The sequence below is a fragment of the Actinomadura pelletieri DSM 43383 genome, assembly GCF_003634705.1.
GTDB classification, from domain to species: domain Bacteria; phylum Actinomycetota; class Actinomycetes; order Streptosporangiales; family Streptosporangiaceae; genus Spirillospora; species Spirillospora pelletieri.
On record NZ_RBWU01000007.1, the window covers coordinates 243,386 to 261,659 of the forward strand.

Sequence of the window (18,274 nt, forward strand, 5' to 3'; positions counted from 1 at the left end):
TGACCACCGGCGACCACCGCGTGCGCTCCACCGCGCGCCCCCGGTGGACGCGGAGCCGAGGAAGGGGAGCGATGCGCGACCAGGGCATCGAGCGGAAGGACTCGCGTGACGACGCCGCGCCGGCGGACGCCGCGAGCAGGGAACTCGCGCCCGAGGACATCGCGGAGGCGAGGCTGCGGACGCGCCGGGGCGTGTTCCGGGCCGTCGCGTTCCGCGACCCGGTCGACGGGCACGAGCACATGGCGCTGGTCCGCGGGGACGTCCGGGGCCGGGACGGCGTGCTCGTGCGGACGCACTCCGAGTGCATGACCGGCGACATCTTCGGCGCCACGCGCTGCGAGTGCGGGGACCAGCTCGACACGGCGCTGGACGCCATCGTCCGGGAGGGCGCCGGGGTCCTGGTCTACCTGCGCGGGCACGAGGGCCGCGGGATCGGGCTGGTCGCCAAGGTCCGCACGCACATCCTCCAGGACGACCAGGGCCTGGACACCGTCGACTCCGCCACCGCCATCGGCCTGCCGGTGGACGTGCGCGACTACGGCCCGGCCGCCCGCGTCCTGCGGCATCTCGCGGTCCGGTCGGTACGGCTGCTGTCGAACAACCCGCTCAAGGTCGAAGCGCTGGAGTCGTACGGCGTGCCGGTCGCGGCGCGGGTGCCGCTACTCGTCCCGGTCAGCGACGACAACGTCCGCTACCTCACCGCGAAACGCGACCGGCTCGGCCACGACCTGCCGCAGCTCGACATGCGCGGCGACGCGCCGGTGGGCGAGGTCCGCGGATGACGCGCCCGATGACCGCGCCCCACCCGGCCGGGGCGGTGTGGCGCGCAACCGCGACGCCGTCCCGGAACGGGCCCCGGGTCGGCAGGGGATTGGAATTGGCGGCCGCGTCGGTCGCGCAGCTCGTCCTGCTGGTGGTGTTGCGTCCCGGCCTCGCGGGCCTGGCCGTGGGCGTCTGCTACGCGCTGGCGGCATGGGCGGTGCTGAGCGTGGCGTTCCGCCGCCGCCGGGCGCTGGCCCCGGCCGACCATGTGACGCTGACCCGGGTCGTGCTCACCGGCGGTGTGACGGCCCTCGTCACGGCGCATCTCCTCGGCGGCGGGCACACCTGGACGCTCGTCGCGGTCGCGTCGACGGCGCTCGTCCTCGACGGGGTGGACGGGCGCGTCGCCCGCCGCACCGGGACGGCGTCGCGGCTCGGCGCCCGGTTCGACATGGAGGTGGACGCGTTCCTCGTCCTGGTGCTGAGCGTGCACGTCGCGTGGACGGCCGGGGCGTGGGTACTGGCGATCGGGGGGATGCGGTACGCGTTCGGCGCGGCGGCCCGGGTGGCGCCGCGGCTGCGCGGGGACCTGCGGCCGAGCCTGGCGCGCAAGGCCGTGGCGGTGGTGCAGGGCGTGACGCTCGTCGTGGCCGCATCGGGTGTCGTCCCGTACGCGGAGGGTCTGGTCGCGGCGGCGCTCGCGCTGCTGCTGTGGTCCTTCGGACGGGACGTGGTGTGGTTGTTCAAGCGGGGGAGGAGCACCGATGGAGCGGGACGCCCGAGCGTTCTGGATCCGGTCGCCCGGTGAGGGCGAGATCCGCGACGAGGTCCTGCCGGAACCGGGGGACGACGAGGTGCTCGTCCGGACCCTTCACACCGGAGTGAGCCGGGGCACCGAGGCGCTGGTCTTCCGTGGCGGCGTCCCGCCGAACCAGCACGAGGTGATGCGGGCGCCGTTCCAGGACGGCGCGTTCCCCGGCCCCGTCAAGTACGGGTACCTGAACGTCGGCGTCGTCGAGCACGGCCCGTCCGGGCTGCTCGGCCGCCCGGTGTTCTGCCTGTACCCGCACCAGACCCGGTACGTCGTCCCGGCGAGCGCGGTCAGCCCCGTCCCCGACGACGTGCCCCCGGAACGCGCCGTCCTCGCCGGGACGGTGGAGACCGCCGTGAACGCACTCTGGGACGCGGCGCCGCTCGTCGGCGACCGGATCGCCGTCGTCGGCGCCGGGATGGTGGGCTGCGCGGTCGCCGGGGTCCTCGCCGGGTTTCCGGGGAGCCGCGTCCAGCTCGTCGACACCGACCCGTCCCGCGCGAACGTCGCGCGGGCGTTCGGCGTCGAGTTCGCGTTCCCCGAGGAGGCCGGCGGCGACTGCGACCTGGTCGTCCACGCCAGCGCCACCGAGGCGGGCCTGGCCCGCTCCCTGGAGCTGCTCGCCCCCGACGGGGAGGTCGTGGAGCTGAGCTGGTACGGCGACCGGCGCGTCGCCGTCCCCCTCGGAGAGTTCTTCCACTCCCGGCGGCTGACCATCCGCGGCAGCCAGGTCGGCACGGTCGCGCCCGCCCGCCGGTCCCGCCGCCGCTTCGCCGACCGCCTGGCGCTGGCGCTGCGCCTGCTCGCCGACCCCGCGTTCGACGTGCTGATCACGGGGGAGAGCCGCTTCGCGGACCTGCCGGAGGTCATGCCGCGGCTGGCGAGCGCTGAACTTCCCGCGCTCTGCCACCGAATCATCTACTGACACCCCGACCGACCGACGGGAGCACCCCATTGTTCGCGATCACCGTTCGCGACCATGTCATGATCGCGCACAGTTTCCGCGGCGAGGTCTTCGGACCGGCGCAGCGGCTGCACGGCGCCACCTACGTCGTGGACGCGACGTTCCGCCGCGCCGACCTCGACCCGGACGGCATCGTCGTCGACATCGGGCTCGCCACCCGCGAACTCGGCGAGGTCCTCGGCGCGCTGAACTACCGCAACCTGGACGAGGAGCCCGACTTCGCAGGGATCAACACCTCCACGGAGTTCCTCGCCAAGGTCGTCGCCGACCGGCTCGCCGACCGCGTCCACGCGGGCGCGCTCGGCGAGCACGCCCGCGGGCTCGACGGCATCACGGTGACGCTCCACGAGTCGCATGTCGCGTGGGCGAGTTACGAGCGCGCGCTATGACCCTCCAGGAGGTCTGCGTCGTCGTCCCCGGCGACATCGACGACGCGGAGGCGCCGAGCGGGGGGAACCACTACGACCGCAGGCTGTGCGAGGAGTTCGCCGCGTCGGGGCGCCCGGTCCGGGAGTTGGCGGTGCCGGGGACGTGGCCGCGTCCGGGCGCCGCCGCCCGCGGGGGGCTCGCCCGGATGCTGGCCGCGCTGCCCGCCGGGTCCGTCGTCCTGCTGGACGGGCTCGTGGCCTGCGGCGTGCCGGAGATCGTCGTGCCGGAGACACGGCGGCTGCGGATCGCCGTCCTCGTCCACCTGCCCCTCGCCGACGAACCCGGGCAGGCCGATCTGGACGCGGCCGAACGCGACACGCTGGAGGCGGCCGGGGCCGTCGTCGCGACCAGCCCGTGGGCCAGGGACCACCTCGTCGCCCACCACGGCCTCGAACCGTCCCGCGTCCACGCCGTCACCCCCGGCACCGACCCCGCGCCCCTCGCGACCGGCACCGACGGCGCCACCCGCCTGCTGTGCGTCGCGTCGGTGACGCCGCGCAAGGGCCACGACCTCCTCGTCGAGGCGCTCGCCGCCGTCGCGCACCTGCCGTGGCGCTGCGAATGCGTCGGCCCGCTGCGCCGCGACCCCGACCATGTGACACGGCTGCGCCGTCTGATCGCGGGGCACCGCGTCGGCGACCGCGTCCACCTGGAGGGGCCGCTGACCGGCAAACGGCTCGACGACGCCTACGCCGCCGCCGACCTCACCGTCCTCACCTCCCGCGCCGAGACCTACGGGATGGTCGTCACCGAGGCCCTCGCCCGGGGCGTGCCCGTCCTCGCGACATCGGTGGACGGCGTCCCCGGCACCCTCGGCCAGGACCCGACCGGCGCCGTGCCCGGGTTGCTCGTCCCGCCCGACGACCCCGCCGCGCTCGCCGCGGCACTGCGCCGCTGGCTCACCGAACCCGACCTGCGCGGCCGCCTGCGCGCCGCCGCCCGCCGCCGCCGCGGCGCCCTTCCCGGCTGGGACGACACCGCCCGCCGCATGGCCACCGTCCTTTCCCGGCTCCGCAGGGGGATCCGATGATCACGCATGGCGCCACGGGGACCGGAGAACCGTCCCCACGGAGGGAGACACCGGGTTTCGACCCCGCCTGGCTGGCGCTTCGCGAACCCGCCGACGCCGCCGCACGCGACACCGGCCTGCTCGAACCGCTCCGCGCCGCGCTCCCACCGGCCGGCCCCCTGACCATCTGGGACCTGGGGTGCGGCACCGGCTCCATGGGACGCTGGCTGTCCGGGCGGCTGCGCGGGCCGCAGCACTGGGTCCTCTACGACACCGATCCGCGGCTCCTCGACGCGGCCTGCGGCGACACCTGGACCAGCGCCGACGGCGAACCCGTCACGGTCGAGACCCGCAAGGGCGACATCGGGTCGCTGCGCGCGGCCGATCTCGTCGGCGCGTCGCTCGTCACCGCGTCCGCGCTGCTGGACGTGCTCACCGCCGCCGAGGTCGAGGCGATCGCCGCCGCGACGGCCTGCCCGGCGCTGCTGACCCTGTCGGTCGTCGGACGCGTCCGGCTGTTCCCGTCCGACCCGCTCGACGCGGACCTCGCGGCCGCCTTCGACGCGCACCAGCGCCGTGACGGCCTCCTCGGCCCGGCCGCCGCGGGCGCCGCCGCCGACGCGTTCGCCCGGCGCGGCGCCACCGTCCTGACCCGGCCCAGCCCCTGGCGGCTCGGCCCCGGGCAGGATGAGCTGATCATCGCGTGGCTGCGCGGCTGGGTCGCCGCCGCCGTCGAGCAGCGCCCCGACCTCACGCCCGAAGCGGACGCCTACCTGGGCCGCCGCCTCGACGCCTGCGCCGCGGGCGGCCTCGCCGTCGAGGTGCACCATGTCGACCTGCTCGCCGTCCCCGGGGGGTCGAGATGACGAGGCTCGTTCGGCGGCGCGGGCCGTGGCTGCGCCTGCTCGTCGGGCTCGGCATCCTCGCCGCGCTCCTGTGGTGGCACAGCACCGCCGCGTTCGTGGACGCCCTCCGCGCCGTCGACGCCCCCGCCATCGCCGCCGCCCTCGCCGTCGGGCTGGTGACGACCGTGCTCAGCGCGGCCCGCTGGCGCCTCGTCGCCCACCGCCTCGGCCTGCGCCTGACCCTCGCCGACGCCGTCACCGACTACTACCGGGCGCAGTTCCTCAACGCGGTCCTGCCCGCCGGGATCCTCGGGGACGTCCACCGCGCCGTGAACCACGGACGGCGGTCGGGCGCGGGCGGTGTACGGGCCGTGTTCCTCGAACGGGTCGCGGGGCAGGTCGTGCCGGTCATGGTGGGCGTCGCCGTCCTTTTCACCCAGCCCGCCGTCCTGGCGGCGATGACACCGGCGCTGCTCACCCTCACGGCCGTCCTGGGCGTCCTGCTCCTCTTGGCCCGCAGGTATCACCGGGCGCTCGCGGCGACGTTCGCCGACGTCCGGGCCGTCCTGGACGCCCTGCCCGCCATCACCGTGCTGTCCCTGACGGCCCTCGCCGGGCATCTCTCCCTGTTCGTGCTCGCCGCCCGCCTCACCGGCTCCACCGCGCCGCTCCACCAGTTGCTGCCGCTCCTGCTGCTGGCGCTCCTCGTCATGATCCTGCCGGTGAACGTCGGCGGCTGGGGGCCCCGCGAGGCGGTGCTCACCGTCGCGTTCGGCGCCGCCGGGCTCGGCTCAGCGCAGGGCCTCACCGTCTCCGTCCTGTACGGGGTGCTCACCTTCGTCGCGTGCCTGCCCGGCGCCGCCGCCCTGCTGCTGAAGCGCCGCGAGGCACCCCCCGAACGACGCGACGAGGCTCTCCAGGGCGTCCCGGCCCTTGCGGGCGCGGGCCAGTGACGGCCGGCCGATGACACCGGACTCGGTGTAGGCGGCCATCCCCGCGGTCAGCAGGAACCGCCGGTCATCGGCCCGGTGGTCGGCGGTCTGGTAGCCGTCCCGGACCAGCTCCGGGTGGGCGTGCAGCAGGATCGACGTCTCCAGCTCCCCGGCGTGCATGTCGGCGTCGCCGGAGGTCTCCATCCCGGCGGCGCGCCGCGCGTCCTCCCAGTCGTCCGGCCCCGGGAACAGGGCCATGTCCCCGGACGCCTCCTGCACCACGTTCCCCAGCACGTAGTTGCCGCCGTGCCCGTTCACCAGCACGAGCTTCGGCACCCCCGCCCGCGCGAGCGAGTCGGCGACGTCCCGCACCACCGCGTGCAGGGTCGCCGCCGAGATGCTCACCGTCCCCGGCCAGGCCGCGTGCTCATGCGAGCACGAGATCGTCACGGGCGGGAGCGTCCGCACCGGATGCCTCGTCGCGATCTCCCGCGCGATCGTGCAGGCGATCACCGTGTCCGTCGCCAGCGGCAGGAACGGGCCGTGTTGCTCGTGGCTCCCGATCGGCAGGACCGCCACGGGCACGTCCGGTGTCTCGGGACTCGTGTGCGTCGGCAGCATGCCCCCAACCCTGCCGCACCCGCTCCACCAGCGAAACCAGCGCCATCGCCACGACCAGCAGGACGCCGGCGACGATCCCGTCCACCCAGTAGTGGTTCGCCGTCACCACGACCACGAACACCGTGACCGGCGCGTGCATCGCGATGACCCACCGCCACCGGCTCCGCGACACCCGCAGCACCGCGACCGCCACCAGGATCGCCCACCCGATGTGCAGCGACGGCATCGCCGCGTACTGGTTCGCGAGCCCGTCGGCCTCCGCCGGGTACGCCGACGGCCCCACCGTCAGCATCGTGTCCACCGCGCCGATGCCCGCCAGGCGCGGCGGCGCCAACGGGAACAGCATGTGCACGACCAGCCCCGCCGCCGTCAACGCCACCAGTTCGTTCCGGACCCTGCCGTAGGACGACCGGTGACGCACGTAAAGCCAGACCAGCAGCAGGGCCGTCCCCGGAAAGTGCACGCCCACGTAGTACACGTTCGCGAGGAACGCCGTGTGATCCCACCCGAGCGCCCACTGCTGGAAATCCACCTCGTTCGGCAACCACGACCGTTCGAACCGCCACAGCCGTGCCGCGTTCTCCATCGCCACACCGGAACCGTGCTCGAACAACGTCCGCCCCCACTTGTAGAAGGCGAACAGGACCAGCAGGAGCCCCATCTCGGTGACCAACGGCCGTATCGCGCGCCCCCGCATCGCCACGCTCGCCATGTCCCCTCCCGTGCCCGTCTCCGTCGTTCAATGACAACCCTTGCCTCTGACATTCCGTGAGGCACTGGGCCCAGCCACCCACCGTGGGGAGGGAAAGCCCCGCACCGAAGGTGGAGGTAGCCCCACCCCCCGAGCCCGGCACGGGCCGGGCCCGACTGTCCCAAAAAGGTCGATCAACCGGGAATAGCCCCACTAGGGTTCGTTGATCATGTCGCAGTGGAGCGGAAGAACGCAGGCGGTTTTATGGGTCGCCGCGGTCGCGGTGAGTGTGGCTCCGGACACGGCGAGTTGGGTAGCCTCGCTTTTCGGTTCGTCGTCCGGCCCTTACCTGTGGGGTGCCGTCACCCATGGCGCCGATTGTGAGGGCTTCCACCAATGGACGGAGTTGGTGGTGGACCTGCGCGGCTATCGCGCCCTCAGGAGCAGGCCGTACCTGATCGTCCTTCCGGCGTTCCTGATCTGGCTGGTGACCAGACGGCGTGCCGTCGGATGGGCGGCCGCGGGAACCCTTGGGCCGGTGATGGCCGGCGAACCGGTCCTCTTCGGCTATGACGTGGCACGGTCGGGCGGCGCGTGCACCGACCTGTGGCTGAGCCCCTTCGCCGGTTCACAGATCATCGGATGGACGTACGGGCTTGCCCCGCTGGTCCTCATTCTGGCGACGCTCTACCGTCCGGGTCGCCGCGCGTTCCGCGCGGTCGCGGTGACCACGGTCGTCACTCTCATCCTGGGGACCGCCGGTGACATTCCACGGCCGAAGACCGTGCTGGCGAACCCCGACGACTGCCGTCAGGTGAATCACCCGAGTCAGATCGACCCCGACGCACTGAGGTCGACAATCGAGAAACTCTCCGCGCACCAGCGAAGACTCGCCTTCGTCTGCTCGTTACGGGATTTCCCCGGCGCGCGTTTCGCGGAGGGCGGTTCGCCGTCCGACGCCGTCCTGCTCGATATGGGTAGGCGCGCCTGTCAGGGGACGAGCGGCTACCGGATCGTGACCTCGCCCGCCTGGGCGCACGCACGCCTTCCATCGATCAGCTCGCGTACCTGTGCCCGGAGAAGGCGATTCCGCAAATGCGTGAGCTGGAACAGACGAGAAAGAAAAGGGCGGAGGAGTATCGGCGTCAGGAAGCGCAGGCCCTGGCCTACTGCGAACGGACCGTCCCCAAGGGACCGCGTCCGGCCAGAGAGGCGACAGAACTCGCCTACGGCGGGGAGAGCAGTAGCTACTTCGTCGGCGCCGGGGATGACGGCCCTTCCTTCGACAAGGCTCTCGACGACGGTTTGATAGCGGCCGTGGGCGGGGCGGTCACCATTCTCACCGGCACCGAAGGGGATCTGTGTCTGACCGTCCGGGCCTACCGGAAGGCGCCACCGCCCGCCCTCAAGGGCTGGGACAAGGTCGTCGAAGTCGGCTTCGACAGCCCGGACGGCAAGACCATGGTCGGCTCGTATGAAGGCGAGGCGGAACTGCCGTCGCTCACCGCGTCCGGCCCGGGACCGTACCGGCTGCGCCTTCACGTCCGCGGCCACGGCGCCCCCGAAACCTTCTACCCCGAAATGCCCGACGAACATCACCTGATCGTCGTCTACCCCGGCAGATCCAAGGAACGGAAGAAATACAAGTGAACGCCTGGACGAAATGAAGGGTGAATCGATGATGCGTGGACGGATTCCGATGATATTGCTGGCCACCGCGCTCGTCGGTGGATGCGCCGAAGCCGCACCCGACGATGCAGCGGACTCCACTCCCAGCCGTGCGACGCAACCCGTGGCCACCCCTTCGACTTCGGCGAAGAAAGACGAGTCGAAGAAGATCGATCCCGGGGAGACGCAGTCGGCCTGGTGGACGTGGGCGGCCAGTGCGCCGACCGGACGAAACCCCGTGGAGGACACGGACGGCGCGCACTGCGCGGTCGGCCAGCCGAACGACCTGTGGTTCCTGGCGGGCACCTTCGGCGGCACGGTGCGGCGAACCTGCACGGTCCCGCCCGGACGCGACCTGGTGGCGCCGATAGTGAACCTGCACGGCTCGAAGACCGACTGCGCGGATTTCATGAGCACCGCGAGCGGCACATTGACGGTGGACGGAAAGGCGTCATCAGTTCAGCGCTGGAGCGCGACTCCGATCACGGTCACCGGGGTCGCCGGAAATCCGGTGACGCGGGCGGAAGGCTCGGTCGACGCGTACGGCTGCGGCCTGTGGGGCGTGGTCCGGTCCCTGCCGCCCGGGTCGCACCAGGTGCGCATTCGGGGCGGCAGTGGAGACTTCAAACTCGCGGTCGACTACGAACTGACCGTCCAGGGGTAAGGCGCCGCTCGCGTTCGGAACGCCCTGCCTTCTCAGGCGCAGATGAAAGGGAACGGTCCGGTTCTCGACTTCGGAGTGGAAGTTCCAGATAACGCCCAATCGGCGTTGGTCGCCGAAACATCCGTCAGGTGTGCCAGTGACCGACCAGTTCGGCGTAGAGGGAATTGTGTCTCATCAGAGCGTCGTGGGAGCCGATGACGGGGGTGGAGCCGTCGAGGAGCAGGATGAGGTCGGCGCGTTCGGCGGAGCTGATCCGGTGCGCGATGACGATGAGGGTCCCGCCCCGGTCGGCGAGGGCCTGTTCGGCACGCGCCTCCGCGGCCGGATCGAGATGGCTGGTGGCCTCGTCCAGGATCGTGATCGGCGCGGGGGACAGGTACGCGCGCGCGAGCGTGATGAGTTGACGTTCGCCGTGGGAGAGGGCGCCGCCCCCGGGTGGGATCTCGGCGTCGTAGCCGCCGAGACGTTCGACCGTGCCGGACAGCCCGACGGCGTCGACGGCGCGGTCGAGCTGCCTGTCGGTGGCCTGCGGACACAGGTAGACCAGGTTGTCGCGCAGCGCCCCGGCGAAGACGTAGCTCTCCTGCGGGACGAGGGTGACCGCCGACCGCAGCCGCGCCGGATCGAGATCGGGAACCGGGACGCCGCCGAGCGTGACGGTGCCCTTCTGCGGACGGAGCAGGCCCGTGAGCAGGTTCGCCAGCGTCGACTTCCCGGTGCCGCTCGGACCGACCACGGCCAGATGGGTGCCCTCCGGGACGTACAGGGACACGTCCGTGAGAACCGGTTCGGCGCCCGGAGCGTAGGCGAACGTGAGGTGGTCGGTCTCGATGTCGAACGAACCGGGGGCGGCGACCGGCGCGGCGACCGGCCCGGCGACCGGCGCGATGATCGACGGCGGGGCCGGGATCGCGCACACCTCGGCGAGCCGTCCGAGCATCACCGCGAGACTGAGCAGCAGGGTTCCGCCGGTGTCGACGAGGACGATGATGCCCGGCTGGAGCCCCGTCACGAGATAGACGGCCCCGCCCGCCACCTCCCCGGCGGTGAGGCCGTGCCGCGCGGTCAGATAGGGCGACAGGGCGAGGAGCGCGAGCAGCGGCAGATGCACGCCGAGGCCCAGCACCGGCAACCGGACCAGGCGGGTGCGGGCGTAGGCGCGCAGCGCCCCCGCCTGGGCGTCGACGGCCTCCCCGACCGTACGGGCCGCGCGGTCCTCGGCGGCGCACGCGGCGACGTCCCGGACACCGTGCACGATCACGGCGGCGGTCTCGCCGATGCGCTCCGCCTCCCGGACGACGGCCCGGTAACGCCGCACCTGCATGCCGAGGAACGCGGCGAACACCGTCAGGGCCAGGCCCACCGACCCACAGGCGACCAGGGCCAGCGGCGGGGAGAGCAGCGTCAGGCCGACCAGCGCGGCGACGCCCGCCGACAGCAGTTGCCGGACGTTGCGCAGCGCCGTCCCCAGCAGCGCCCGGACGGCCTCGGCCTGCTCGGTCACCTGGGACGCGCCCGCCCCCGCCGCGTCCGGCGACCGGTCGGAGATCCGGTGCAGGGCGGCGGTGACGACCTCCCGGACGAGCGAGTCGCGCATCGGCTCGACGGTGGCGGCGAGCCACGGGTAGATCCGGCCGGTGCCCACCGCCCCGGCGATGTACAGGACCGCGAGGGCGCCCAGCCACGCCAGGCCGGTGAGCGGCCGGTCGGCGAGGAACCCGTGGTCGATGGCCCGTGCCAGCAGCAGCCCGGACGCCAGCGCGGGCAGCGACTCCAGCGCCGACCAGGCGGCCAGCCGGCGCAGCGCGGGCCCCCGCCCGCGCAGATGGCGGCGCAGCAGCCGGACGGCGGGCGGCGCGGCGATCATGAGGCCGCCGGATCCGAGCCGAACACGGCCCGGTAGTCGGGGTCGTGCCACAGTTCCGCGTGCGGGGCCAGGGCCCGCACCCGGCCCCCGTCGAGCCAGGCGACGAGGTCGGCGCGGGCGGCGGTCGCGGGACGGCGGGCCACCACCAGGCTCGTGCGGCCGGTCAGGATCCGGCGCAGCGCCCGCGTCACCTTCGCCTCCGTGGCGGTGTCGAGGCTGCTGGTGGCGTCGTCGAGCACGACGACCCGCGCGTCGGTGAGCGCGGCGCGGGCCAGTCCGAGGCGTTGCAGCTCACCGCCGGACATCGGGGCGTCCGTGAGGAGGGTGTCGTAGCCGTCCGGCAGCGCCCGGACGAAGGCGTCGGCGGCGGCGATGTCGGCGGCGCGGCGCACCTCGGCGCGCGTCGCGTCCGGGCGGGCGTAGGCGATCGTGTCGTGCACGGTGGCTCCGAGCAGGGCGGGACGTTCGAAGGCGTAGGCGACGGCCCGCCGCAGCTCCGGAAGCGGCACCGCGGCGACGGGCACGCCGTCGAGTTCCACCGCTCCCTCGTCGGGGTCGATCAGCCGCCCGATCGTCGACACCAGCACGCTCTTGCCCGACCCGGAGGCCCCGGCGACCGCGACGGTCGCGCCGGGCGGCACGTCCAGGTCGAGACCGTCCAGGACGGCGCGCCCCCCGGCACGGACGGTGACCCCGCGAAGGACGAGCCGTCCCGGGCCGTCCGGCAACCGCACCGGCCGTTCGGGGGGCCGGACCGCCGGGGAGGTCGTGAGGATCTCGTCGACGCGTCCGGCGCCGACCTGGCAGTTGAGCAGCGCCACGACGGTGTCGAACAGGGACGCCGACGCGACCGCCATCGCGACGTACGACGCGCTCGCCACGAGCTGGCCGGTGGTGATGTCGCCGCTGGCCAGGCGCAGCCCGGCGACTCCGATGACGAGGACCTGCACGAGCGGCGCGAGCATCGCCAACCGGCGGCTCACCCGCCCCTGCACCTGCCATGTCTCCCGGCCCGCCGCGCGCAGCTCGGGCAGCGGCCCGAGGATGCGCTGGACCTCGGTGTCCGCGGTACCGCTCGCCCGGATCGTCCGGATGCCCTGGCGGGCGTCGAGCAGCCGCGTCACGATCGCCGCCTGGCATCGCTGGTAACGCGCGAACGGCTCGGTGGCCTTGACGACGAAGACCCGCAACGCCACGACCACCGGCGGCACGCCCAGCGCGAACACGACGGCGAGCCACCAGTCGATCAGGGCCAGCGCGGTCACCGCCCCCACGGCGGTGAGCAGCGCCGCCGCCGCCGACAGCAGCAGGACGGGAAACGCCGCCGGAGCGGACGCGCTCTCGGTCAGCCGGGCCAGCACGTCCCCGGTGGGGAACCGCCGTGGGCCCTGCACGCCGAGCGCCAGCACCCGCCCGACCAGCCGGTGCCGCAGCCAGGCGGTGATGTCGCCGCCGCAGTAGGAGCCGAGCACGTCCTCCAACGTGTCGGCCAGCGTGGCCACGGCGAGGACGACCGCCAGCCGTGCCGCCGCCGCGCCGACGCCCGCGTCCGCCCGGACCGCGTCGATCGCCGAGGCGAGCATGACCGGGACGAGCAGCGTCGCGCCGACCCGGGTCGCGGTGAGCGCCGCCAGCACGGCCACCTTCAACCGGATGTGGCGGATGGCCTCCCACAGCCGGCGGCGGCCCGCGGCGCGCAACGCGGCGGTGGCGGCCGGCGACCCGAAGGGGACGGCGGCGCCCGTGGGCTCGGAAATGTCCGTGGGGTCGTCGGGGGCGTCCGAGGGGTCGGCGGGCGGGGTGGAGCGCGTCGATGTCCGGGCCACCCTTGTCCGCTCCATCCGATTTCGGCAGGAATCAACTAGAGTCGACTACATAGGTCCGGTCACGGACCGGCTTGCGCCGGTCCGTGACCGGGGTTCTGCGGCCGGAACGTTCAGGGGTTCCGAGGTCCGCATGGGTCGCACGGCATCACGCGCAGGAGATGCCGATGCAGATGGTGTTCAGCAGCGTGAGCAGGCCGACGCACTCACACGTGCCACCCAGCTGGATCCCGTCGATCTCGACCGGGTCGGTCTCGGGCAGCTCCTGGAGAGCGGCCACGATGTCACCGTCGAAAGCGTTCATGTTTGTCACCTCCTTTCCTGATCGTGGACTGCGGTCCATTCCGGGTGAGACAGAAACGGACCACGGCTTTGCGCAGGACGGGAGGCCATACCTGGACGACGGCGTGATGGTCGTCGTCCACCTCCAGGTAGTCGAAGTCGACTCCCTCTGCCCTGCCGAGTTCGAGGAGGCGCCGTTTCAGCGCCCTGGACTGGCCGACCGGGACGGTCTCGTCCCGGCCGCCGTGCACGAGCAGCAACGGCGCGGTGAGCGCCGCGCACTCGCGAAGGACGTCGCGTCCGCTCTCCCGCCCGCCGGGCGCCTCGCAGCGGCTCAGCCGGGACACGCGCTCCCCGACATGCCGCGGGACGGCGCCGTGCAGGGCGGACGCCGATGTGAAGGGCGCCAGCGCGACGCAGCCCGACCACAGCTCCGGCTCCCGGCACGCCGCCAGCAGCGCGAGGAAGGCTCCGTAGCTGCCGCCGAGCACCGTCGGCCGGGGCAGCCCGGCACGGTCGCGTTCGGCTGAGACCGCGCGGGCCAGATGGACGACGTCGTCCAGGTCGGGGCCGCCCCAGTCGCCGATGACCGGGCGCAGATGCCCGTCCCCGTAACCGGTGCTGCCTCGGTAGTTGGGCGCGGCCACGGCGATGCCCGCCGCCGCGAGGTACTGGAACAGCGGCTCGAACTCGAACCGCCACGCCGCGAGCGGACCGCCGTGCAGGGCCAGCACCAGGTGGGGCCGCAGTCGCCAGTCCGGGCCGCCGTAGACGATCGTCTCGACGGGACCCGCCGGACCCGGCAGCTCCACCAGCTCGGCGTCCTCCCACCGGCCGGGCTCGCTGCGATGCCCGCTGGCGTACCGGACGTCCGGAGCAGGCGAACCGGGCTCGCCGACCGTTCCCACGGTCGCCAGGGTCGGCGGCCGGTTCGGTGCCGCGAACCGCAGGTGGATCCGGCCGTCGTCCGCCCAGTGGACGGGCGGCCACAGCATCCCCGGCGGGGCCTGGACAGGCGTGAGACGGTCCCGCTCCGGGTCGTACACGGCGAGCCGCGCGGTGGCGCCGTGGATCTCTCGGACGAGCAGGTTGTGGCCGTCCGCGTCGAAGGTCAGCGGCATCCGGGGGCGGGGCGACCGGTTGAGGGTCTCGGGGAACCGCACGGTCCCCTCGCCGGGGAGCCGCAGCCCGATCTGCTCCGCGCCCGGCTGCTGGACGCCCGGCGCGGTGGTCGTGACCGCCAGCGCGCCCGTCCGCGTGCTGTAGGCGACGATACGGTCGGTCGTGGTCTCCGACACCGACCAGACGCGCCGCCAGGACCGTTCGGCGAGGTCGACGAGGATGCCGTTCGTGCGGCGCCCGATCTCGGTGTGGTCGAAGGCGAGGGAGCGTCCGCCGTCCATCCAGACACCGCCCGCCAGCACGCCGGGGATCCGCAGGACCGGCTCCGGGCGCGGCGAGGCGTCGGTGAGCCGCCAGATCCGGGAGTGCCCGTCGCCCTCGACGGCCACCAGCAGGGCGGTCCGCTCCGGGCCCGGCACGAGGAACCCGGTCAGCATTGACGGAACGGGCCACGACCGGGTGACGCGCAGACCGGAGTGGGACGGTTCGGCGGCGAGCACCGTGCCGTGCCCGGCGGGCTCCCCGTGGTCGCCGGTCGAGGCCCGCACGAGCAGGACGCGGCCGTCGTCCAGCGGCAGCGCGCCGCAGCGCCGGTCGATGGGCGTGCCGGGGTCGGCGGAGCTCAGGACGCGCCGGGTCGGCACCGCGGGCGCGAGGTCCCACCGTTCGACGGTGACGTCGTCCTCGACGGCGCTCAGACAGGCGGCCCAGCGGCCGTCACCGGAGAAGGCGAACCCGAACCGGGTCGGAATCGGCGGTGGTTCCGTCGCCGTGAGCGGCGTGACGGCGGCCGTCATGACGCCTGTCCCGAACCGATCGGCGCGGCCACCGCGACGGCGGCCGACGCGTCCACGGCGTCGGCGGTCCACAGCCGGGACGCGCCGTGCCGCAGCCGGAGCAGGAAGCCCAGGATGCCGCTCAGACCGTCGCCCCAGGTCACCGAGACCTGCCCGAACTCGTCGGCGAACACGACCGTCTCGTCGCGGTATGCCCGAGCGGACAGGAGGATCTCGGCGAACCGCCAGGCCGCGCCGGTGTGCCGGTCGTCGCCGGTCTGCGCGGCCATGTCGAGCAGGAAGTCGCCGTTGCCCGCCAGCCCGTGGCACTGCCCGAGCGGCGCGCGCCACCGGTGCTCCACCACCGACCGGGCGGAGCGTTCCGCGGCCCGGACGAAGCGCGCGTCGCCCGTAAGGGTGCCGAGCCGCAGGAGGAATCCGCCGATCCCCGCGGCACCATGGCACCAGTACGGCGCCGTGGGCGCGTCGCCCGGGCCCGCCCCCCAACTCGCCGACCGTTCCGTGCCGGTCGCCTCTTCCAGCAGGTTCTCCGCGACCGTGACGGCCATGGCCCGGTAGTCGTCGCCGCCGGTCACCCGAGCGCACGCGGTGAGGAACTGGCCGACTCCGGCGACGCCGTGGGCGAACCCGTGGTAGCGCCGCCCGGCGAGCTTGGACTCGTGCTGCGCCGGGGTGCTCCAGGAGAGCCTGCCTGACACCTCCTCGACGCTCGCGACCAGCGAGTCGGCGGCCGCGACGGCCCGCTCGGCGTACCGCTCGTGGCCGGTGCGCGCCCACAGGTGCAGGGCGGTCAGGCCGAGCCCGGACGTCCCGTGCGTGATGTCGGGGCCGGGAAGCGAGGCCGGGAACCGGTCGGCCACCGCCAGCGCGCCGTCGACGAGTTCGCGGTCGTCCAGCGCGAGGCCCGCGTCGAGGACGGCCCACACGGCCCCGGCCGAGCCGAAGTACAACCCGGCCTTGCGGGTCGTGCCGCCGTCGAGCCGCTCCAGGATCCACCGGGCGGCCGGCGCGATCGCCTCCGGCAGGCGCGGGTCGGCGGTGAGCTCGTGACATCGGACCAGGGCACCGAGGACTCCCGCGGCGCCGTGCTGGAGGCTGCACGGGTCGGGCGCACCGTGCACGCAGGAGGCGGGCCACAGGGTCTGCGGGGAGTCGGGGGTCATGGTGGAGAGCAGATGCTCGACGATCCCGCCGATCGCCTCGTCGCACAGCTCCCGCACCTTGTGCGGGACGCTCTCTTGCAGCACGTCGTCCGGGGCGGTGTTCGAGGCGGGGACGGTCGGCCGGGCCAGCGTCGCCCGTGCCCGTTCCAGGCTCCATCGGTCGGCGGGGTCGTCGGCCATCAGTCCCAGCACCAGCGCCGGGAGGTCGGCGGGGTGGTCCAGGTCTCGGATGCGGGCGGTGAGCCATTCCGCCAGCCGTTCGGTCACGGGCCGGGGGTCGGGCTGCTCGTCCAGCAGGAACGGCGGCGCCCCACTGATCAGGTGACAGAGCGTCGCGCCGAGGGAGAAGCGGTCGGCGGCGGGGTCGGGCAGCGCGCCGTCCATCTGCTCGGGCGAGGAGTAGCCGAGGGTGCCCGAGCGCAGCGGCCCCGGGTCGGCGGCGTCGGGGGTGACCGCCAGCTCCAGGTCGATCAGGACGGGCGTGCCGTCCGGACGGACCATGATGTTGTTCGGGTTGAAGTCGCGCAGGACGACTCCGGCGTCATGCGCCTTGGCCATCAGCTCGGTCAGCCGTCCGGCCATCTCCAGGGCCCTGGGCAGGTGCGGCCCCCAGCCGAGGTCGCCGATGACGTCCGCCGTCCACTGCCGCAGCGACGTCCCCGGGACCATCTCCTCGGCCAGGAACAGGTGGCCGCTCTGGGTGAACAGCGTGACCGGACGGGGCGCGATGCCCAGGTGCGCGATCGCCTCCAGCGCGCGGGCCTCGGCGCGGAGCCGGTCGCGGGTGTCCCTGCCCTGCTCGTCGGCGGCCACATGGGGCCGCGCCTCCTTGATCACGATCTGCCGGCCGTCGGTGGTGTCGGTGGCGCGGTACACGCCGCCCTTGTTGGTGTGGCGGATCGCCTCCCGGACCGCGAAACGCGTGCCGATCAGAACCTCGTTCCGCCCGTCGCCGCCGTTGCCGCCGCGGTTCTCGCCGCCGTTCGCGGCGCCGGTCTTGCCATGATCGGGAAATGGACTGATCGCCCAGGACGGCGGCGTGTACTTGCCGACACGCTTGTCCTCGACCGGGTTGCCGTCCGGGTCGAGAATCATCCAGGCGTAGAAGCCGTCATTGGTGATCCGGCGTTCCTCGACGAACGCGCCATAACGGTAGTGAACCAGGCTTCCGGGAGCATACGGACGATCGGACAAAATGCGCGGACCGGGCAATCCGGTTGTGGCGGCGTCCAGTTCCGCGGCGAGCCGGACGGCCTCGTCATCGCTCACCGGGTAGATCGTCATGAATTTTCCGGAATGGCCGCGTGAGGTATTGCGCGCGTTGAGCGCGGCGACATGATCGTGGGTGGCGGCGAACTTGAAGGCCGAGCCGGCGGCCAGCAGCACCTCCAGCGCGCGGGCGAGGACGTCCTGCGCGGAGGCGGGCGTTGCCGACACGTGCAGCTTCCATCCCTGCGCCGGACAGTGGCCGCCGTCCGGTGTGACGTGGCACCACATGGCGCTTCGGACGGTCGTCCAGCGCGTCGGCGCGGGCGCGGCGGCGAGCGCCCCGTCGAGGACGTCGAGGAGCCGGGTGTCCCCGGACCCCGCCGCCGCGACTCCGCCGAAGACGCTGATATTGAAATCCGCCATGGGTTCTTTCGCTCTCTTCCCGGGCCGCCTGCCGCCGCCGTTTCCGTACCCCGGCCGGCCGTGTGGCCCGGCTTATTGATCAAAGATTTGATTGATCGGGAATTGCTGCTGACGAACGAGGACACGGTAACCATGGACCGCCGTCGATCGCCAGACGCTATTCGCTTCCAGCATGCACCGTGCCGGTATAGA

General features: G+C 73.4%; 14 protein-coding genes and 2 pseudogenes. 9 read left to right on the plus strand and 7 right to left on the minus strand.

Going from position 1 to position 18,274, the window contains the following annotated elements:
* Window positions 1-71 precede the first annotated feature (71 nt).
* From ribA to BZB76_RS36150, 7 genes and pseudogenes are all read left to right on the plus strand, one after another.
* The gene (ribA, locus tag BZB76_RS29360) at window positions 72-782 is read left to right on the plus strand and encodes a GTP cyclohydrolase II (RefSeq protein WP_121437674.1); all 711 of its coding nucleotides are present in this window, start codon (window positions 72-74) and stop codon (window positions 780-782) included.
* A complete protein-coding gene (locus tag BZB76_RS29365) occupies window positions 779-1,570 on the plus strand; it encodes a CDP-alcohol phosphatidyltransferase family protein (RefSeq protein WP_246007296.1) in 792 nt (263 codons plus the stop codon). The genes ribA and BZB76_RS29365 overlap by 4 nt, the downstream gene beginning before the upstream one ends.
* Window positions 1,527-2,498: a zinc-dependent alcohol dehydrogenase gene (locus BZB76_RS29370; protein ID WP_121437676.1), complete on the plus strand. Its 972-nt coding sequence runs from the start codon at window positions 1,527-1,529 to the stop codon at window positions 2,496-2,498. Before BZB76_RS29365 ends, BZB76_RS29370 begins: the two co-directional genes overlap by 44 nt.
* A 29-nt stretch (window positions 2,499-2,527) precedes the next feature.
* Entirely contained in the window at window positions 2,528-2,926 is a 399-nt protein-coding gene (locus tag BZB76_RS29375) for a 6-pyruvoyl trahydropterin synthase family protein (RefSeq protein WP_121437677.1), read from the plus strand.
* Complete coding sequence (locus BZB76_RS29380) at window positions 2,923-3,996, plus strand: glycosyltransferase family 4 protein (RefSeq protein ID WP_121437678.1); 1,074 nt, start codon at window positions 2,923-2,925, stop codon at window positions 3,994-3,996. Before BZB76_RS29375 ends, BZB76_RS29380 begins: the two co-directional genes overlap by 4 nt.
* Window positions 3,993-4,841: a small ribosomal subunit Rsm22 family protein gene (locus BZB76_RS29385; protein ID WP_121437679.1), complete on the plus strand. Its 849-nt coding sequence runs from the start codon at window positions 3,993-3,995 to the stop codon at window positions 4,839-4,841. Before BZB76_RS29380 ends, BZB76_RS29385 begins: the two co-directional genes overlap by 4 nt.
* A pseudogene (locus BZB76_RS36150) lies at window positions 4,838-5,608 on the plus strand (lysylphosphatidylglycerol synthase domain-containing protein); the annotation flags it as partial. The gene BZB76_RS29385 and the pseudogene BZB76_RS36150, both read left to right, overlap by 4 nt.
* A gap of 3 nt (window positions 5,609-5,611) precedes the next feature.
* On the opposite strand, the gene BZB76_RS29395 reads toward BZB76_RS36150, so the two are convergent.
* Window positions 5,612-6,373: a creatininase family protein gene (locus BZB76_RS29395; RefSeq protein WP_121437680.1), complete on the minus strand. Its 762-nt coding sequence runs from the start codon at window positions 6,371-6,373 to the stop codon at window positions 5,612-5,614.
* A 52-nt stretch (window positions 6,374-6,425) separates the two neighbouring features.
* Window positions 6,426-7,085, minus strand: a pseudogene (locus BZB76_RS36155) (phosphatase PAP2 family protein); the annotation flags it as partial.
* 1,074 nt (window positions 7,086-8,159) lie between these two features.
* Between BZB76_RS36155 and BZB76_RS29405 the strand changes: the two are divergent.
* Both BZB76_RS29405 and BZB76_RS29410 read left to right on the plus strand, forming a co-directional pair.
* Window positions 8,160-8,714: a hypothetical protein gene (locus BZB76_RS29405; protein ID WP_121437682.1), complete on the plus strand. Its 555-nt coding sequence runs from the start codon at window positions 8,160-8,162 to the stop codon at window positions 8,712-8,714.
* Between the two features lie 256 nt (window positions 8,715-8,970).
* Window positions 8,971-9,396, plus strand: a complete 426-nt coding sequence (locus BZB76_RS29410; RefSeq protein WP_211343247.1) for a signal protein — start codon at window positions 8,971-8,973, stop codon at window positions 9,394-9,396.
* A 124-nt stretch (window positions 9,397-9,520) separates the two neighbouring features.
* Here the strand turns inward: BZB76_RS29410 and BZB76_RS29415 are convergent, their stop codons facing one another.
* The 5 genes from BZB76_RS29415 to lanL form a co-directional block, all read right to left on the minus strand.
* Window positions 9,521-11,263, minus strand: coding sequence for an ABC transporter ATP-binding protein (locus BZB76_RS29415; protein ID WP_147449597.1), 1,743 nt, complete (start codon window positions 11,261-11,263; stop codon window positions 9,521-9,523).
* Window positions 11,260-13,089: an ABC transporter ATP-binding protein gene (locus tag BZB76_RS29420; protein WP_170180807.1), complete on the minus strand. Its 1,830-nt coding sequence runs from the start codon at window positions 13,087-13,089 to the stop codon at window positions 11,260-11,262. Before BZB76_RS29420 ends, BZB76_RS29415 begins: the two co-directional genes overlap by 4 nt.
* Before the next feature lie 145 nt (window positions 13,090-13,234).
* Window positions 13,235-13,390, minus strand: a complete 156-nt coding sequence (locus BZB76_RS35010) for a VenA family class IV lanthipeptide (protein WP_170180808.1) — start codon at window positions 13,388-13,390, stop codon at window positions 13,235-13,237.
* Window positions 13,371-15,287, minus strand: coding sequence for an alpha/beta hydrolase family protein (locus BZB76_RS29425; RefSeq protein WP_147449598.1), 1,917 nt, complete (start codon window positions 15,285-15,287; stop codon window positions 13,371-13,373). Before BZB76_RS29425 ends, BZB76_RS35010 begins: the two co-directional genes overlap by 20 nt.
* Window positions 15,284-18,082 (minus strand): class IV lanthionine synthetase LanL, encoded by a 2,799-nt coding sequence (lanL, locus tag BZB76_RS29430; RefSeq protein ID WP_211343248.1) that lies wholly within the window; start codon window positions 18,080-18,082, stop codon window positions 15,284-15,286. The genes BZB76_RS29425 and lanL overlap by 4 nt, the downstream gene beginning before the upstream one ends.
* Window positions 18,083-18,274: the final 192 nt, after the last annotated feature.

Coding starts and splice junctions, on each gene's coding strand:
- BZB76_RS29380 (WP_121437678.1), top strand. CDS start 2,923: ATGACCCTCCAGGAGGTCTGCGTCGTCGTCCCCGGCGACATCGACGAC.
- BZB76_RS29395 (WP_121437680.1), bottom strand. CDS start 6,373: ATGCTGCCGACGCACACGAGTCCCGAGACACCGGACGTGCCCGTGGCG.
- ribA (WP_121437674.1), top strand. CDS start 72: ATGCGCGACCAGGGCATCGAGCGGAAGGACTCGCGTGACGACGCCGCG.
- BZB76_RS29370 (WP_121437676.1), top strand. CDS start 1,527: ATGGAGCGGGACGCCCGAGCGTTCTGGATCCGGTCGCCCGGTGAGGGC.
- BZB76_RS35010 (WP_170180808.1), bottom strand. CDS start 13,390: ATGAACGCTTTCGACGGTGACATCGTGGCCGCTCTCCAGGAGCTGCCC.
- BZB76_RS29425 (WP_147449598.1), bottom strand. CDS start 15,287: ATGACGGCCGCCGTCACGCCGCTCACGGCGACGGAACCACCGCCGATT.
- BZB76_RS29365 (WP_246007296.1), top strand. CDS start 779: ATGACGCGCCCGATGACCGCGCCCCACCCGGCCGGGGCGGTGTGGCGC.
- BZB76_RS29405 (WP_121437682.1), top strand. CDS start 8,160: ATGCGTGAGCTGGAACAGACGAGAAAGAAAAGGGCGGAGGAGTATCGG.
- BZB76_RS29415 (WP_147449597.1), bottom strand. CDS start 11,263: ATGATCGCCGCGCCGCCCGCCGTCCGGCTGCTGCGCCGCCATCTGCGC.
- lanL (WP_211343248.1), bottom strand. CDS start 18,082: ATGGCGGATTTCAATATCAGCGTCTTCGGCGGAGTCGCGGCGGCGGGG.
- BZB76_RS29385 (WP_121437679.1), top strand. CDS start 3,993: ATGATCACGCATGGCGCCACGGGGACCGGAGAACCGTCCCCACGGAGG.